Raw genomic sequence first — 15,525 nt, 5'->3', positions numbered from 1 at the left:
CCACCATTACTACTTGGGAGGAAAAATTTATGTCACACCCCTATCACGGCCTGAACGAGCTGCGGGAGATGTTCCTCAGCTACTTCGAGAGCAAGGGCCATCTCCGCCTGCCCAGCTTTTCCCTGATCCCCCCCGCCAACGACGCGAGCCTGCTGCTCATCAACAGCGGCATGGCCCCCATGAAAACCTGGTTCACCCGGGAGGAGGAGCCCCCCCGGAACCGGGTCTGCACCTGTCAGAAGTGCATTCGCACCGGCGACATCGAGAACATCGGAAAGACCGACCGCCACGGCACCTATTTCGAGATGCTGGGCAATTTCTCCTTTGGGGACTACTTTAAAAAGGACGCCATCCCCTTCTGCTGGGAGTTTCTGACCAAGGTCGTGGGCCTGGAGGAGGACCGGCTCTATCCCTCCATCTACCTGGATGACAACGAGGCCTTTGAAATCTGGAACAAGGACATCGGCATCCCCGCCGAGCGCATCTTCCGCTTCGGCAAGGAGGACAACTTCTGGGAGCATGGCGCAGGTCCCTGCGGCCCCTGTTCCGAGGTCTACTATGACCGGGGCGAGGAGCACGGCTGCGGCAAGCCCGGCTGCACCGTGGGCTGCGACTGTGACCGCTATATTGAGGTTTGGAACAACGTCTTCTCCCAATTCGTCAACGACGGCGAGGGCCACTATGAGGAGATGAAAAACAAGAACATCGACACCGGCATGGGGCTGGAGCGTCTGGCCTGCGTGTGCCAGAACGTGGGCTCCCTCTTCGACGTGGACACCGTCATGAACATCACCAACAAGGTCTCCGAGATCACCCACGCCCACTACGGCGAGAGCCACAAGACCGACGTCAGCCTCCGGGTCATCACGGACCATATCCGCTCCTCCGTCATGATGATCTGCGACGGCGTGCTTCCCTCCAACGAGGGCCGGGGCTATGTCCTCCGCCGTCTCCTCCGCCGGGCGGCCCGGCATGGGCGGCTCCTGGGCGTGGAGAAGCCCTTCCTCTTCGATGTCGTGGACACGGTGGTCCATGAGAACGAATCCGCCTATCCCGACCTCCGGGAAAAGCAGGGCTATATCACCAAGGTCATCCGCACCGAGGAAGAGAACTTCGCCAAGACCATCGACGGCGGCATGCGGATTTACAGCGACCTTCTGTCCGCCCACAAGCAGCGGGGGGAGACCGTTTTCTCCGGCGCGGACGCCTTCAAGCTCTACGACACCTTCGGCTTCCCCATTGACCTGACTGTGGAGATGGTGGAAGAAGAGGGAATGACCGTGGACCGCCCCGCCTTCGATCAACTCATGGAGGAGCAGCGCATCCGCGCCCGAAAGGCCCGGGAGGCCCTGGGCGACCTGGGCTGGGCCGGAATTGAATTTGGCTCCGAGGTGCCCGCCACGGAGTTCGTGGGTTATGAAAACGACCGCATCACGGACGCCAAGGTGGTGGCCATCGTGGCGGAGGGCGCGCTGGTTGACGAGATCGTCGCCGGTGTGGAGGCCGCCGTCGTGCTGGACAAAACCCCCTTCTATGCCGAAATGGGCGGCCAGGTGGCGGACCACGGCGTGCTCTGCGCGGACAAAACCGGCTTTGAAGTCACGGAGGTGCAGAAGAACAAGGGCGGCAAATTCCTCCACTCCGGCCGGATGACGGAAGGCGTGCTGAAGGTGGGCGACACCGTCTGCGCCCAGATCGACCCGGAGCGCCGGAAGGCCATCCGCCGGGCCCACAGCGCCACCCACCTGCTGGACGCGGCCCTGAAAAAGGTCTTGGGCGAGCACGTCCATCAGGCGGGTTCCCTGGTGGAGCCGGACCGCATCCGCTTTGACTTCACCCACTTTGAATCCATCACCCCCGAGCAGCTCAGCGAGATTGACCGGCTGGTAAACGACGCCATTCTGGAGGGTCTGCCCGTTGTGACGGAGGTCCTGCCCATCGAGGAGGCCAAGCGCAAGGGCGCCGTGGCCATGTTCGGCGAGAAATACGGCGACGTGGTCCGGGTTGTGGAAATGGGCGATTTCTCCATGGAGTTCTGCGGCGGCACCCACCTGGACAACACCGCCAAGGCCGGTCCCTTCCGCATCAAGTCCGAGGGGTCCGTGGCCTCCGGCGTGCGGCGCATCGAGGCCACCGTGGGCAAGCTGACCCTGGAGACGGTAAACCGGAACCAGCAGATGCTGCTTCACGCCGCCCAGATGCTCAAGACCACCCCCGGCGAGCTGGAGGGCCGCATCAGCCAGCAGCTGGACATGATGAAGGAGCTCCAGAAGTCCCTGGAGAAGTTCAAAACCGAGGCGTCCCTGGGAGAGGCCCGGAACTTCCTTATGAGCGCCAAAGACGTGGACGGCCTCCAGGTCCTGACGGCTCAGAAAAACGAGCTGGACGCCAACGCCCTGCGGAAAATGGGCGACTTCCTCCGGGACAAGGAGCCCAGCGTGGTGGGCGTCATGGCCTCCGTCCACGACGGCAAAATCACCTTCCTGGCGGTCTGCGGCAAGGAGGCCGTGGCCCGGGGCGTGAAGGCCGGGGACATCATCAAGGCCATCGCCCCCGTCTGCGGCGGCAAGGGCGGCGGAAAGCCCGACAGCGCCATGGGCGGCGGCACGGACGTTTTGAAGCTGGACGACGCGCTGGCCATGGTGGACGACTTCGTCGCCGGGAAGCTGCGCGGAAAGGAGCAGACACAATGCTGATCGAATTCGACAAGATGGAACCCACCATCATCCCCCGCATGCGGGGCGGCGAGAAGGAAGTCGCCGCCAGGATGTACACGGACCCGCTGAATAAGATCATGCGGGGCAGGCTGATTCCAGGGGCCACCATCGGCATGCACACCCATGAGACCGGCAGCGAGATCATCTATATTCTCTCCGGAAAGGGCAAAATTCTTTACGATGACGGCTGCGAGCCGCTGGAGGCCGGAAGCTGCCACTACTGCCCCAAGGGCCACGCCCACAGCCTGATAAACGACAGCCCGGAGGGCGGCGAGGACCTGCGCTTCTTCGCCGTGGTGGCGGAGCAGTGAGCAGCCGGGAGGATCTGCGGCGCTTTTATGCCTTGGATATCGACCACGCCGCCCTTGGCCTGGAGCCATGGGGCGATCCGTCCCAGCGCTATTTCTGCACGCCGGAGGGAGCGGAAATCTTCGCCGGCCTTGGCTGCGACGGCGTTCACTTCCTCCTTCTCAGGGAAGAGGAGCAGGTCTTCTGCGTGGACCCCATGGCGGGAGAGGGGGCTTATGTCCTGCCTGTAGCGCGGGGCTTCCGGGAATTTTTGTCCTTTGTCCTCTACTGCCGGGACGCGAATCCCCTGTCCCAGATCTTCTGGATGGACGAGCCGCGGTTTCGGGCGTTTCTGGAGGAGGAGCGCCGCCAGTCCGGCTGCGAGCCCGCCGGGAAAGAGGCCGCCCTGGCCGCTGCCGCGGAGGCCCTCGGCCTGGAGCCCCAGGACCCCTTTGCGGCGGTCAAAGCCCTCCAAAGCGCGTTTGACCCCGCCGGGCTGACCTTTTCCGGCAAGTACTACGATACCCTGGGACTGGAACATCCCAGAGGCGTCTTTCCAGGGGAGTTCCCTGTTTCCTATCCCCTCTCTTCCACGCTGCATATCACAACGGGAGGCGGTGAATCATGATTCCGAAGGACCCTGTGATTCTGCTGAGCTTTGTCAACACAAAGCTCCGGGACGAGTTTTCCAGCCTCGCTGAGCTCTGCGCCGCCCTGGACGCGGACGAAGCGGTGGTCCGGGAGGCGCTGGCGGCGCTGAATTACCAGTATGACGCCGGACGCAACCAATTCGTTTAAAAAAAGGAGGCGAAGCAGCCTGTCAATTCCCCATTTTCAATACCATCCCGACCCGTTTCAAACGAAGATTTTCATAAAGCGGGAACAAGCGGCGGTTTGTCCCTGCTGCGGCAAGGAGACGTATGTCACCTACGAGGGTCCTTTCTACAGCATAAAGAATGTGGAAAACCTGTGTCCAAACTGCATCGCTAGCGGCGCGGCGGCGGAGAAATATGACGGCGCGTTTCAGGACAGCGAGTCCGCAGACGAGGTCAGCGACCCTGCCAAACTGGAGGAGCTGACTCTCCGAACTCCCGGCTACTGCGGGTGGCAGCAGGAATACTGGCGCGCCCACTGCGACGACTACTGCGCCTTTTTGGGTTATGTCGGGTATCGGGAACTAAAGGAGCTTGGCCTTTTGGAGGAAGTGCTGGAGGACCCTGCGCTGGACCCCTGGTTCCGGGAAAATATCACGGAACTGTCCCTGGACGGAAGCCTTCAGGGCTATCTCTTCCAGTGCCTTCACTGCGGAAAGCACCTGCTGCACATTGACTGTGATTAGGATTTGTCTCCATGAGACGGCAGGGCCGGAGATTTCCCTGCCCTGCCGGAGTAAAACGAAGGAGGTTTTTACATGACGGATTGCCTGTTTTGCAAAATCATCGCCGGGGAGATTCCCAGCTCCAAGGTCTATGAGGACGACGTCTGCTTCGCCTTCAACGACATTGCCCCCCAGGCCCCCACGCACTTCCTGGTGATTCCCAAGACCCACATTGCCTCCGTCTCCGAGGTGACGGAGGAGAGCAGCGGCGTCGTGGCCCACATCTTTGCGGTCATCGCCAAACTGGCCAAGGAAAAGGGAATGGACAGCTACCGCGTGGTCTCCAACATCGGCGAGCAGGCCGGTCAGAGCGTCTTCCACCTGCACTTCCATGTCCTCTCCGGCCGGGACATGACCTGGCCCCCGGGTTAACCTGTTTTTCTCGAGAGAAACGCAGGCAAAAGAGCTTTCGCGCGCTCCGTTTACCTGGTACACATCCAAGCGGAAGCGGCGGCAGCGAAGAATAATGAAAACCGGGCAGGACCCTCCCTGCCCGGTTTCTTTTTCTACTCTGCCGGTATTTCCAGCGCCCCATTGGGACCATCGGAAAAATAGCCGGGGTCCGCCTCCTCTGGGTTGTCTGCTTCAGAGGGGTCCGTTTGCGGTACCGGCGGGACTGCCGCGGGCTGGGCGGCTTCTTTTTCCACCGCCTCTCGGATATACGCCGCCACCTCGTCCAGGGTCTCCGCTTCCGCGAGCTCCGGATAGACGCTCTGGTCAAATGCCAGGCCCTCCCCGGTACAGGCGAAGACGTAGCGCATTCCCTCGCCAAGATACAGCTCCGCAAGGTCCGCGTAGCAGAAATAGCTGTCCCCTTCTTTCCAGCCGGTGTCCCGGTCTGTACGAATGGGCATGAAAATAGCCTCGCTGCCCACATCCAGGTCCTCCAACGGGCCAATGAGAGAGGTCGTCATATAGCCCTTGGCCCCCAGCCAGAGGAGGCTGTATGTCTCCCCTGCCTTCAAGCTCCCCCGGATGGGGTCTGTGACCTCCACCAGGCAACGGGTGTAATAGGTCCTCATCCCCACGGCGTCCAACTCAACCTGATAATATTGCAATTCCCGGACGGTTCCGCGGAAGATTTCCGTGTCCTGAGCAAAAATTTCCTCCGGGGACAGCCACGCCGCGCAGGAGGAAAGCCCCATCATTCCGGAATTATTCCCAGGGCCGTCCATTTCGCCGATTTCCACACCGGCGGAATAGTCGGGATGGTTGGGCAGGGTTGGGCTGTCCGTCCAGTAATCGACGCCGTCCAGGTCTCCGCCGGAGCCTGTGTTCCCGGCATCTTCCGAAAATTCCTTCACCACGCCTGGATTGAAGCTATATATAATGTGGCTCCACTGGGGCTGCCCTCTGCTGCGCCAAGGGAACGCGGCTGCCGTCGCTACCAACGCCAGACAGGCCGCCAGAGCGGCAAGACGCCGCCAGGGACGGCTTTGCTTCTTCACTGTCTCCGCCGCCTCGATCTGGTCCTCCCGGACCTCTCCTACGGCGCGAAACAATTCTTCTCTTGTCACGGGTCGTAACCCTCCTTCCTCAAATGCTCCCTGAGGCCCTTCCGGGTCCGGTGGAGCAGGGATTTTACCTTTGACTGGCTGAACCCCATTCCCGTGGCGATCTCCGCAACGCCCTCGCAGTACCAGTAACGCCGCAGAAATGCCAGCCGGGCCGCCGGGGACACCCCGTCCAGAAAGACGGAGATGGACTCCCCCAGGCGGCGAAAATCAAAATCCTCCTCCAGAGGCGTGCCGCCCACGCAGTCCGCCAGCTCCTCCAGCACCGCCTCGAAGCCGCTGTTCCGGCACTGGGCCGTATTGTAGTCGTAGCGGTCCAGGGCCGTGTTCCGGGCAATGCGGCCCAGGAAGGGCGGCAGGCGCTCCGGCCTCTGGGGCGGCATGGCGTTCCAAGCCCCCAGCCAGGTGTCGCTGAGGCACTCCTCCGCGTCCCGGCCGTCCCCCAGCACCCGGCGGATGATCTGCCCGCAGTACGCGCCGTATTTCTCCGCCGCCAGCAGGATGGCCTCCTCCGACCGCGCCCAAAATAGGGCGATGATGCCCTGATCCTCCATGACATGGGTCCCTCCTTTTGAAAGCCGCCTTCACCTATATAGTCGGCGGCGGGGACGGTTTGGTTGCGCCTGGGGATAAAAAATCCGGGCAGAGGCGCGTCCCTGCCCGGTGATTCACTTACAGCATCTCGTCCAGAGAATAGCGATGCAGCTTTCCCGGCGGCTCTTTGCTGCGGGTGGCGAGGCCCGCGGCGTATCCCGGGAAGGTATCCAGCTCATAATAGTATTCTCCCGGCTGCAAAGGAGACTCGGAACGCATAACGGTCCCCAGGCCGCTTCCGCTGCGCTTGGCCCGGGCCTCCCGGCGGACCCAGCTCTGGAAAAACGCCTCCTCCGTGCTCACATGAGCCAGCCGGACCATTATCCGCTGGCCCACCGGGCGGATGCGCTCGATATCCACGCCAATGGGCTGGTCCGACAAACCCACCAGCACCGCGCCGCTGGAGTGGCTCAGGTTGAAGTGTACGCCGGGATGCTCTGGAAAATAAGGTTTTCCCAGCTGGTTCAGCGCCACCTCGGGCAGGCTTTTCCAGCCATAGCGCTGCCGCAGGGCCAAACAGAGAATCAGATACGCGCAGAGGGGCTCCCGCTGCTTTTCCACTTCCCGCATACGCACAAGCCGTTCCCGCCGGGCCGGCGGCAGAAGAGGCAGAATCGCCTCCCGCTCCTGTTCCGACAGAGGACGCTCCATCCGGGCCGTCCACAGTTCAATGGGCATGGCGGACCCTCCTTTCTCGTTCTATTTTAAGCGCTCTCACCCTGGCCTGTAAAGCCCCCGCCGGAAACTTTTTAAAAAAACAAAGAAAAAAAGAGGAAATTTTAAACCTGCGGCGTATATAAAAATAGTGGTCAAATGCCCGCCTCTGCCGAAAATCCTACTTTTTCGGTATGACAACAGCATATTTCGGCTAGACTTACCAAAAGGAGGGGACAAAACGTGGCCTTTCCGCAGAGCTTTATGGACGAGCTGACCGCCCGGTGCGACATTGTGGACGTGGTGGGAAGCTATGTTCACCTTACCCGCAAGGGCTCCAATCTCTTTGGTCTTTGTCCCTTTCACAGTGAAAAAACCGGCTCCTTTTCCGTCTCGCCGGACAAGCAGATTTATTACTGCTTCGGCTGCAAACGGGGCGGCGGCGTCATCAACTTCATCATGGAGGAGGAAAACCTCCCCTTTCCCGACGCGGTGCGCTTTCTCGCCAAACGGGCCGGAATGGAACTTCCGGAGGAAGAGGAGGACCGGGAGGCCGGACGCCGCCGGGCCCGCCTCCTGGCCCTGAACCGGGACGCCGCCCGTTTTTACCACCAGCTTCTCCAGCAGCCGGAGGGCGAGGCCGTCCGGGAGTACCTGCGCCGGCGGCAGATTCGAAAGGCCACCGCCGTCAACTTCGGCATGGGGGCCTCGCCCAACGCCTGGGACGCGCTGCTAATCGCCATGACGCAAAAGGGCTATACCAAATCAGAACTGCTGGATGCCGGCCTGGTGGTACAGAACAAGAGCGGCGGACTGTACGACAAGTTCCGAAACCGCCTGATGCTCCCGGTCATCGACACCCGGGGAGACGTGGTGGCCTTCGGAAGCCGGGTGCTGGACAAATCCGAGCCCAAATATATGAACTCCTCCGAAACCCCGGTGTACAGCAAGCGCCGGGTTCTCTACGGTCTGAATCTGGCCAAGAAGAGCAAGCGCCCCAATATCATTCTCTGCGAGGGTAACCTGGATACAGTCACGCTTCATCAGGCGGGCTTTGACAATGCGGTGGCCTCCATGGGCACCGCCCTGACGGCGGAGCAGATCCGCCTCCTCTCTCGATTTACAAAGGAGCTGGTGCTTTGTTACGACAACGACAACGCCGGAAAAATCGCCACGGAGCGAGCTTTGCAGCTGCTGAACGGCTCTGAATTTTCGGTAAAGGTCCTTCAGCTTCCCCGGCGGCGGACCGGGGAGGGGGAGCTGGTGAAGCAGGACGCGGACGATTTCATCAAAAATCAAGGCCCCGCCGCCTTCGAACGGCTGCTCAGCGGCAGCGAGAACGGCGTGGAGTTTCGCATGGCGCAAATCGCCGGAAAATACGACCTCGGCAGCGACGAGGCCCGCGTGGCTTACAGCCAGGAAATCAGCGAACTGCTGGCCACACTTCCCGGCGCGGTGGAGCGGGAGATTTACGCCTCCCGGGCCGCCGAAGCCGCCCGCATCACCCCCGACGCCATGAAAGTGGAGGTCCAGCGGGCCCGGAAGCGGAAAATTGCCAGGGAAAACCGGGCCGAGCTCCGAAAGGAGCTGAACCCGGCGGCCCAGTCTCAGCCCAGCCAGCGGGCCCTGCGCTATGAAAATCTCCGCTCCGCCCGGGCGGAGGAGGGCGTCCTCCGCCTGCTGCTGCTGGACGGCAGTCTCTTCCCCGATCAGCCGCCTCTTTGCGAGGCGGAATTTTCCTCCCCGCTGCTGGGCCGGGTCTTCACGCTTCTCTGGCAGGCCAGAGAAGAGGGACGGGACGCCGCGTTGCCATCTCTGGCAGCGGTGCTGACCCCGGAGGAAATGAGCCACATTACCGCTGTCTGCCAGCGGCCGGAATCCGTTCAGAATGGGCGGCAGGCCTTGGCGGATTACATACGCATCATACAGGCGGAAGCCGCAAAACGCTCCGGCGGCGCGGCGGACCCCTTGTTGGCGGCGGCAGAAAAATATAAAGACAAAAAGGGAGAAAAACGGAATGTCTAATAAACAGGAATTCACCCCCAAGGAGCTTGACCAGCAGGAAGACGCCATTTTAACCGCCGCCGATGCGGCGGCCTCTCCGGCGGAAGGCGCTCCCCGCGTCATGACCGACGAAGAGGCCAAAAAAGCCGGCATCGTCCGCCTGGACGACAAGCAGGTTGCCGCTCTCCCCGCCGCCTCCTGGCTGATTAACAACGAAAAGCTCCGGGAACTGCTGGCCAGAAGCAAGAAAAAGGGCAAGCTGGAATCCGCCGAGCTGATGGAAGCCGTGGATGATCTCAACCTGGAAGGCGAGCAGATGGATCAGCTCTACGACTCCCTGGAGGCGCTGAACATTGACATCAGCGCCGAGGAGGACCTTCTGCCGGAGCTGCCGGAGGAGGGTCCGGCGGCGGAAGAGATCGCCGGCATGGAGGAAGAGGAGCTGGTGGACCCCAACACGCTGGTCAACAGCTTCTCCATCGACGACCCTGTCCGCATGTATTTGAAGGAAATCGGCAAGGTCGCTCTGCTGACGCCGGAGGAGGAGGTCAGCCTCGCGCAGGCCATGTCCGCCGGAAACGACGCGGCGGAAAAGCTGGCGGAGCTCCGGAGACGCCGGGAGGAGGGCGGAGAGGTTGATCCTGCGGAGGAATCCCTTCTGAAAAAGCAGTTCCGGAACGGGGAAACCGCCAAGCAGAAGCTGGCGGAGGCAAACCTCCGTCTGGTCGTCTCCATTGCCAAGCGCTATGTGGGCCGCGGCATGCTGTTTCTGGACCTGATTCAGGAGGGCAACCTGGGCCTGATCAAGGCAGTGGAAAAATTCGACTGCACCAAGGGCTTCAAGTTCTCCACCTACGCCACCTGGTGGATTCGCCAGGCCATCACCAGGGCCATCGCCGACCAGGCCAGGACCATCCGCATTCCTGTTCACATGGTGGAAACCATCAACAAGGTCATCCGGGTCAGCCGCCAGCTGCTCCAGGAACTGGGCCACGACCCCTCTCCCAACGAGATTGCTGCGGAAATGAATATGCCTGTGGACAAAGTCCGGGAAATCATGAAGATCGCCCAGGAGCCAGTATCCCTGGAAACGCCCATCGGCGAGGAGGAGGACTCTCATTTGGGGGACTTCATTCCGGACGAGGGCGCGTCGGAGCCCTCGGAGGCCGCCTCCTTCACCCTCCTGAAAGAACAGCTGATGGATGTACTGTCCACGCTGACTCCCCGGGAAGAGAAGGTGCTGAAGCTCCGCTTCGGCATTGAGGACGGGCGAACCCGGACGCTGGAGGAAGTGGGCAAGGAGTTCAACGTCACGCGGGAGCGTATCCGGCAGATTGAGGCGAAGGCCCTGCGAAAGCTCCGGCATCCCTCCAGAAGCAAAAAGCTGAAGGATTTTCTAAACTAACAATACAGCAGCAAAGCCTGCCAGAACTGGCAGGCTTTGCTGCTGCAAGTCATTTCAGATAACTCAGGAGCCTCCCCGCCTCCAGCGCAGCCAGAGCCCGGACGCCGTCAAAGTCCACATAGGGGTTATAAACCGCCTCCAGCGCGTCGTGGTTTTGCTTGGCTTCCTTCAGGGCGTCCACCGCCTCTTCCCGAAGCAGAGCCGCCATTCGCGTCTGAAACCGAAGGCGGGATTTCCCCTCCGTCTCCACCATGGCGTCCAGCCGGACGCGGCGGTAGGGCTTTTTGCCATAATCCATACCGGGACGGGAAGTGACAAACGCCAGTCCCAGGCCCGGAATCAGCAGATGCTCAATGCGGTCCGGGTCCTCCGGAGAGAGGCAGGCAATGGCGTCCCATCCCCGTTCCACCGCCGCGGTATGAAGCCGGGACAGCGCTGGTCCCGCCAGCTCCCAACCGTCGGCAAACTCGTAAACCTTGGGACACAGGACATCTACGCTGTCGTAGCGCCAGATATAGCCTTTATGCGTGATGCTGCCGAGGAACCGGCGAGTCGTTTTGCCGCCGCTGCCTTTGCCCCGGAGTTCCCGGGCAACGATCCCCTTCACGCGCCGGTCCAGGCGCTCGCAGTCAAATGATTTTCTGACGCCATCCACCGCGTCCAGTTCCACCTGCCGGGCGGCTTTCAGACTGTGATACGCCCGGATATAGGCGGCCTTGTACGCATGCGTACGCGATTTGACCTCTTCTGCCCCAGCTTTGGCGGCGGTGAGGTCATAGAAGCGGCCCAGGTCTACGTAGCGGTCTACCGCAGCGGGGTATTGGGGTTCGATTACGTGGGGCGACGTGCCATCCGCTACCGCGCAGTGCAGTTCCGGAATCACCACCCCGTCCAGAGAATCGGGGTCGCCTGAGCACCAAAGGTACTCCACTGCCGCTCCGGCCTTCTCCATGGTTCGGCCAATTTCCCGCATAAACGTATTTTTTCCCACGCCGGGACCGCCCTTTAAAACCATGAAATCATATGTATCCTCCATGTTCACCAACTCCGAAAAGAGATTCCGGAAGCCCTCGCCGCTGTTGGCGCCTACAAAAAAGTTGGTCACTTGTGCCATAGGTTTGCCCTCCCAAAGGTTTTTACATGTTCAGGCTATGCTGGGAGGACTTGGCCTGACAGTGGTTTTCCTGAAAAATCCCCTCTTTCCCCGCTAAACGCCGCCGGGGCGGAAAAAGGGCCTCCCGCCGGGAGGCCCTCACGCTTTACAGCTCGTCGATTTTCATTTTGTCCAGCTGGTCCCGCACCCGGCGTTTCTCCCGGACCGCCCAATAGACGGCTAGCAGAACCAGCGTGGGGATATTCCCCGCCAGCAGGGTCACCAGCACCGTCAGAACATTCCGAGACACGCTGCCGGTATCCATAAGGTTCAGCGGCAGCAGCAGGGACTGCAAAAACGCCAGCAGCGGCAAAACCAACCCCGGCCAGCGGCTCTCCCGTTTGGAGAGGAAGATTTGCAGGAACACGCCCCCCGCCAGAAGCACCAGCAGAAACACCAAAAAACCAATCACAAATCTAGACGCAATCGCCATCATTCAACCTCCATTCTCTTTCCGGGCCTCCCGGTAAGCGGCAATCAGAATCTTCGCGGTGTCGAAATCCAGCTTGTCGTCCACCGCCAGACGCTTTACCAGGGAGACATAGGGGTCCGCTTCCACCGTGTCGCTGAGGCGGATCTTTTGGATCAGGCGGTCCAGACGCAGCCGGACCGTGGGATAGCTGACGCCATACTGGGCCGCCACCTCCTTTAAAGAGCCGGAGGCCAGCAAAAAGCGCTTCACAAAAGTCAAATCCTGTTCGTCCAGGTCCGCCATCCAGGGGGGCATGTTGGTCATGCTCATGGCCTCCTTTCATAAAATTAAGTATAAACCTTAATTTTATGAAAGTCAAGATTTATTTTTATTTTCAAAAATGCAAACCGCCGGCTGAGCCGGCGGCTTGCACAAGTCTCTTGAATTGTATTTCTCAGACCGGCGCAATACGCCCTCTCCCCCGAAGAACCGGACTCACCGCAGGGCGTTCCCCCGGACACGCTCCAGCGCACTCTCTACCGCAGGAATTTTCAAAACAGCCAGCGTCACCGCTCCCTCCGCCAGCAGGTAACTATAGTTGTAAATGATAGGATACAGATTCCGCAGCGCCTGGGGAAAATTCTCCGGCATGTAATCCATCCAGTACAGATATCCCCCGAGAGTGTGAAACACTCCCCGAACCATTACCGCCGCAATGTAACCGGCCGCCAGTCCGCCCTTCCGCTTCCGGAAGAGCCCCGCCAGTCCCAGCGCGGCAAAGGCAAACGTATAGTCGCAGCAGACCTGGAACAGCGACAGGAAATAGGGCTCCTGTAAAAATTGCAGAATCCCGTAAGCAAATCCCACCAGCACCCCGGTCTTCACGCCATACCAATACCCCACCAGCACGATAAACAGCATGCTCATCAAGGTAACGGAACCTCCGTAGGGCATTTTGAAAACCTTGATAAAGCTCGCCGCATAGGCCAGGGCCACCGCCATGGCGGAATAGGCCAGCTGCCGGACGTCCATCCGCTTCCTCTCTCCCCGATTCGCCAGCGTCCAGCCCGCCAAAAGGCACAGCGCCAGAATCGCAACGCTCAGCCCATAACCGGCGGTTGTGAGCCCTCCCTCATGGTTGACAAACACTTGCAGCATCCCTTGCTCCTCCTTTGTTTTGATCGCAAGCCCGGTCTGCTCCGGCAGTCAAAAAGCCCTCCCAAAACCGGGAGGGCTTTGAATCCATGCGAAATGACGCACAGTGGACGGCTCCCTACGTTGGCATTACCCAAATCAGGTTACGGGTCGAAGCGTTCGCTTCCTCTCAGCCCGTTCTCACAGGCTCCCCGGCTCACAATCTATGAAATTTTAATCTGCATTTTAACACAGCTTCCGGCAGTTTGCAAGCCCCTTGCTCCATTTTTCTTACATCTCATGAAGCCAGGTGTACCGCTCATCCTCACAGCGGTCGGTCTGAAGCCAGGGATTTCCGTCCAGATGGCGAATCATCCAAGTGGTATACATCTGAAAACCAGGAGCCACAGCCTGGGGATGAAGCGCCCCGCCGGGAATGGCGGAGAAGCTGTGGTCCACGCTTTTAAACACCTCGTCTCCCACAAAGCTGGCCCCAAATCCCTCCGGACGGTCGAAGAGGAAGAAATAGGTCTCCGGCTGGGGGTGCCGGTGGGGAAGATAGCCGGACCAGTTGCCCCGGTCATTCAGCACCTCGCCCAGAACCATGTTGGAAGCCGGGCAGATATCGTGATCAAAGATGGTATTGACCCGCCGTTTGGCCACATCGCCGAATTTCCCCACGCAGGAGTACTTCCAGGGGGCGTCCTCCGGACGGTAGAGATGACTGGGAAAACTCCTCTCATTTTTCGTACACTGCACCAAAATCTCCGTTCCGGTTTCGGCTGTAACGGCAATTTCCACGCCGCTGGAGGCATGCACGCACCAGGGCCCCTCGCTGAAAACATTCCGGCGGGAGGCTTCCACCCTCTGCGTCTCCCAGGTGAAGACGGCACGGCCGCCGAGCAGCAGCACGGCGATCTCCTCCCCCACCCGGCAGAACTTGCGGGACTCCCCCGCCTTCAGCGTGTAAACCCGGATATCCATCATCATGGCGGCGTAATCGCCGTCGTAGGTGGTCAGAAGCATCTCGCCGGACGCGTCAAACTCGGGATAGCCAAACACCTTGCTCATAATTCCGCTCCTTTTCATTTTCAAACTGTGCCGAAGGCCCCGGCAATGCCGGGGCCATTCTGGCGCGTATTTCCAATATGCGGTTTACCAGTACTTTTCCACGTGGGCACGGGTAACCTCGGCGGCCTTTTTGATGTTCTCTTCACTGGAGAGCTTATAGTAGTCGGGCCGGAACACCTCGATGGTGCAGACGTCCCCGTCAAAGCCAATCTTTTTCAGGGTATCCGCAAAGCGCTTGTGGTCCAGGCAGTCGCCGCTCTCGCCAGGCCAGAGGCGTTTTTCGTCATTGTTGTAGGCTGCGCCGCAGGGCATGTTTTCTGTGCCGTTCAGGTGCCAGACGAAGATTTTCTTACCGTCGGCCTTCTCCAGAGTGTCCCAGCCGGAGGCCATGGCGTTAAAATGGAACTGATCCAGGGTCACGCCCACCAGGGGAGAATTCACCTCCTCCACAATGGCATAGGCATACTCAAAGCGGTTGATGGACATGGTGGGCGCGCCGCAGAACTCCAAAGACAGCTTGATGCCGTAGGGCTCCACCTTCTTCACCATCTCTTTGAGAACGGCCACGGCGTCGGCCTTGATCTCGTCCACGGTGGCATGGACCGTCAGGTCCATAGAGGGCACCACCACAATCATCTTGCAGTCCAGAATCTGGCAGCGGCGGATAATCTCATCCAGCTGCGCCATAACGGCATCCTTCTCCGCCTGGGTCTGCTTCATGTTGAAGAAGATCAACGCGTTGTAGGAGAGCATTTTAAGGTTGTGGGTCTTGAAAAAGTCGCCCAGCTGCTCCAGCGTATACTTCCCGGCGGCAAGCTCCCGGTCCAGGCACTCGGACTGGACGTCGATATAGTCAAATCCGTACTTTTCGCACAGGGCCAGGTCCTCCAGCACAGAATGGTTCTCACAAAAACGGTTGCAGCCCTCGTTGAATCCGATTTTCATGGTGATGGTCTCCTTCTTTTATTTGTAGGATGACTCCTCTTTGTTTTATCCGATATCCGCTCAATTGTCAATATGCTTTTTGTGTGAAACACCCAGCCGAACTCCGATCAAGCGTCTCACAGGGAAAGAAGCGCGTAAGTTAGGTGCCTATTTGCGGAGAAGCTCGCTTTGAATGCGCTCCAGGGCCTCGGGGGCCTGTTTGTCCATCTTCTCGGGGAAGCCGAAATAGCTGACGCAGATGATGTTGTCTCCGCCC

The 15,525-nt window shown here is 60.0% G+C and carries 17 protein-coding genes and 1 riboswitch; of the genes, 8 read left to right on the top strand and 9 right to left on the bottom strand.

Translation table 11 applies throughout. The features are described 5' to 3' along the window. Positions 1–29: 29 nt before the first annotated feature. The 6 genes from alaS to QZ329_RS04765 all read left to right on the top strand — a co-directional run bounded on the left by alaS (position 30) and on the right by QZ329_RS04765 (position 4,755). A complete protein-coding gene (gene alaS / locus QZ329_RS04790; protein WP_295748925.1) occupies positions 30–2,696 on the top strand; it encodes an alanine--tRNA ligase in 2,667 nt (888 codons plus the stop codon). Further along, a complete protein-coding gene (locus QZ329_RS04785; protein WP_295748922.1) occupies positions 2,690–3,028 on the top strand; it encodes a cupin domain-containing protein in 339 nt (112 codons plus the stop codon). The genes alaS and QZ329_RS04785 overlap by 7 nt, the downstream gene beginning before the upstream one ends. After that, a complete protein-coding gene (locus QZ329_RS04780; protein ID WP_295748919.1) occupies positions 3,025–3,633 on the top strand; it encodes a hypothetical protein in 609 nt (202 codons plus the stop codon). The genes QZ329_RS04785 and QZ329_RS04780 overlap by 4 nt, the downstream gene beginning before the upstream one ends. After that, complete coding sequence (locus tag QZ329_RS04775; RefSeq protein ID WP_295748916.1) at positions 3,630–3,803, top strand: DUF4250 domain-containing protein; 174 nt, start codon at positions 3,630–3,632, stop codon at positions 3,801–3,803. The genes QZ329_RS04780 and QZ329_RS04775 overlap by 4 nt, the downstream gene beginning before the upstream one ends. Next, positions 3,775–4,344 (top strand): CbrC family protein, encoded by a 570-nt coding sequence (locus QZ329_RS04770; RefSeq protein ID WP_295748913.1) that lies wholly within the window; start codon positions 3,775–3,777, stop codon positions 4,342–4,344. The genes QZ329_RS04775 and QZ329_RS04770 overlap by 29 nt, the downstream gene beginning before the upstream one ends. A 72-nt stretch (positions 4,345–4,416) precedes the next feature. Beyond that, a complete protein-coding gene (locus QZ329_RS04765; RefSeq protein WP_295748910.1) occupies positions 4,417–4,755 on the top strand; it encodes a histidine triad nucleotide-binding protein in 339 nt (112 codons plus the stop codon). A gap of 134 nt (positions 4,756–4,889) precedes the next feature. On the opposite strand, the gene QZ329_RS04760 is transcribed toward QZ329_RS04765, so the two are convergent. From QZ329_RS04760 to QZ329_RS04750, 3 genes are all read right to left on the bottom strand, one after another. Further along, the gene (locus tag QZ329_RS04760; protein ID WP_295748908.1) at positions 4,890–5,900 is read right to left on the bottom strand and encodes a hypothetical protein; all 1,011 of its coding nucleotides are present in this window, start codon (positions 5,898–5,900) and stop codon (positions 4,890–4,892) included. Next, a complete protein-coding gene (locus tag QZ329_RS04755; RefSeq protein WP_295748905.1) occupies positions 5,897–6,451 on the bottom strand; it encodes an RNA polymerase sigma factor in 555 nt (184 codons plus the stop codon). The genes QZ329_RS04760 and QZ329_RS04755 overlap by 4 nt, the downstream gene beginning before the upstream one ends. 118 nt (positions 6,452–6,569) lie before the next feature. Further along, positions 6,570–7,169, bottom strand: a complete 600-nt coding sequence (locus tag QZ329_RS04750; RefSeq protein WP_295748902.1) for a 4'-phosphopantetheinyl transferase — start codon at positions 7,167–7,169, stop codon at positions 6,570–6,572. Positions 7,170–7,388: 219 nt separating this feature from the next. On the opposite strand from QZ329_RS04750, the gene dnaG reads away from it, so the two are divergent. Continuing rightward, on the top strand, positions 7,389–9,170 hold the full coding sequence (dnaG, locus tag QZ329_RS04745) for a DNA primase (RefSeq protein WP_295748897.1): 1,782 nt from the start codon (positions 7,389–7,391) through the stop codon (positions 9,168–9,170). Then, complete coding sequence (gene rpoD / locus QZ329_RS04740) at positions 9,163–10,554, top strand: RNA polymerase sigma factor RpoD (RefSeq protein WP_295748895.1); 1,392 nt, start codon at positions 9,163–9,165, stop codon at positions 10,552–10,554. Before dnaG ends, rpoD begins: the two co-directional genes overlap by 8 nt. Before the next feature lie 49 nt (positions 10,555–10,603). Here the strand turns inward: rpoD and QZ329_RS04735 are convergent, their stop codons facing one another. From QZ329_RS04735 to QZ329_RS04710, 6 genes are all read right to left on the bottom strand, one after another. Continuing rightward, on the bottom strand, positions 10,604–11,668 hold the full coding sequence (locus tag QZ329_RS04735; RefSeq protein ID WP_295748892.1) for a hypothetical protein: 1,065 nt from the start codon (positions 11,666–11,668) through the stop codon (positions 10,604–10,606). A 145-nt stretch (positions 11,669–11,813) separates the two neighbouring features. Beyond that, a complete protein-coding gene (locus QZ329_RS04730; protein ID WP_295748889.1) occupies positions 11,814–12,143 on the bottom strand; it encodes a hypothetical protein in 330 nt (109 codons plus the stop codon). Further along, a complete protein-coding gene (locus tag QZ329_RS04725) occupies positions 12,144–12,449 on the bottom strand; it encodes a DUF2089 family protein (protein WP_295748888.1) in 306 nt (101 codons plus the stop codon). Positions 12,450–12,614: 165 nt separating this feature from the next. After that, positions 12,615–13,277, bottom strand: coding sequence for an energy-coupled thiamine transporter ThiT (locus tag QZ329_RS04720; protein WP_295748887.1), 663 nt, complete (start codon positions 13,275–13,277; stop codon positions 12,615–12,617). A gap of 95 nt (positions 13,278–13,372) precedes the next feature. Next, a riboswitch (TPP riboswitch) is annotated at positions 13,373–13,478 on the bottom strand. Positions 13,479–13,544: 66 nt separating this feature from the next. Next, complete coding sequence (locus tag QZ329_RS04715) at positions 13,545–14,324, bottom strand: 5-deoxy-glucuronate isomerase (RefSeq protein WP_295748884.1); 780 nt, start codon at positions 14,322–14,324, stop codon at positions 13,545–13,547. Positions 14,325–14,408: 84 nt separating this feature from the next. Next, a complete protein-coding gene (locus QZ329_RS04710; RefSeq protein ID WP_295748881.1) occupies positions 14,409–15,269 on the bottom strand; it encodes a sugar phosphate isomerase/epimerase family protein in 861 nt (286 codons plus the stop codon). Positions 15,270–15,525: the final 256 nt, after the last annotated feature.

This window comes from uncultured Oscillibacter sp., assembly GCF_910579365.1.
Taxonomy (GTDB): domain Bacteria; phylum Bacillota; class Clostridia; order Oscillospirales; family Oscillospiraceae; genus Oscillibacter.
This window is presented reverse-complemented; position numbering and strand designations above follow the sequence as displayed.

What these genes read in the sequence shown, in the direction of transcription:
- QZ329_RS04785 (WP_295748922.1), top strand. Translation starts at nt 2,690, where the DNA reads ATGCTGATCGAATTCGACAAGATGGAACCCACCATCATCCCCCGCATG.
- QZ329_RS04730 (WP_295748889.1), bottom strand. Translation starts at nt 12,143, where the DNA reads ATGATGGCGATTGCGTCTAGATTTGTGATTGGTTTTTTGGTGTTTCTG.
- alaS (WP_295748925.1), top strand. Translation starts at nt 30, where the DNA reads ATGTCACACCCCTATCACGGCCTGAACGAGCTGCGGGAGATGTTCCTC.
- QZ329_RS04715 (WP_295748884.1), bottom strand. Translation starts at nt 14,324, where the DNA reads ATGAGCAAGGTGTTTGGCTATCCCGAGTTTGACGCGTCCGGCGAGATG.
- QZ329_RS04735 (WP_295748892.1), bottom strand. Translation starts at nt 11,668, where the DNA reads ATGGCACAAGTGACCAACTTTTTTGTAGGCGCCAACAGCGGCGAGGGC.
- QZ329_RS04750 (WP_295748902.1), bottom strand. Translation starts at nt 7,169, where the DNA reads ATGCCCATTGAACTGTGGACGGCCCGGATGGAGCGTCCTCTGTCGGAA.
- QZ329_RS04710 (WP_295748881.1), bottom strand. Translation starts at nt 15,269, where the DNA reads ATGAAAATCGGATTCAACGAGGGCTGCAACCGTTTTTGTGAGAACCAT.
- QZ329_RS04770 (WP_295748913.1), top strand. Translation starts at nt 3,775, where the DNA reads ATGACGCCGGACGCAACCAATTCGTTTAAAAAAAGGAGGCGAAGCAGC.
- QZ329_RS04775 (WP_295748916.1), top strand. Translation starts at nt 3,630, where the DNA reads ATGATTCCGAAGGACCCTGTGATTCTGCTGAGCTTTGTCAACACAAAG.
- QZ329_RS04755 (WP_295748905.1), bottom strand. Translation starts at nt 6,451, where the DNA reads ATGGAGGATCAGGGCATCATCGCCCTATTTTGGGCGCGGTCGGAGGAG.
- rpoD (WP_295748895.1), top strand. Translation starts at nt 9,163, where the DNA reads ATGTCTAATAAACAGGAATTCACCCCCAAGGAGCTTGACCAGCAGGAA.
- QZ329_RS04765 (WP_295748910.1), top strand. Translation starts at nt 4,417, where the DNA reads ATGACGGATTGCCTGTTTTGCAAAATCATCGCCGGGGAGATTCCCAGC.
- QZ329_RS04725 (WP_295748888.1), bottom strand. Translation starts at nt 12,449, where the DNA reads ATGAGCATGACCAACATGCCCCCCTGGATGGCGGACCTGGACGAACAG.
- QZ329_RS04720 (WP_295748887.1), bottom strand. Translation starts at nt 13,277, where the DNA reads ATGCTGCAAGTGTTTGTCAACCATGAGGGAGGGCTCACAACCGCCGGT.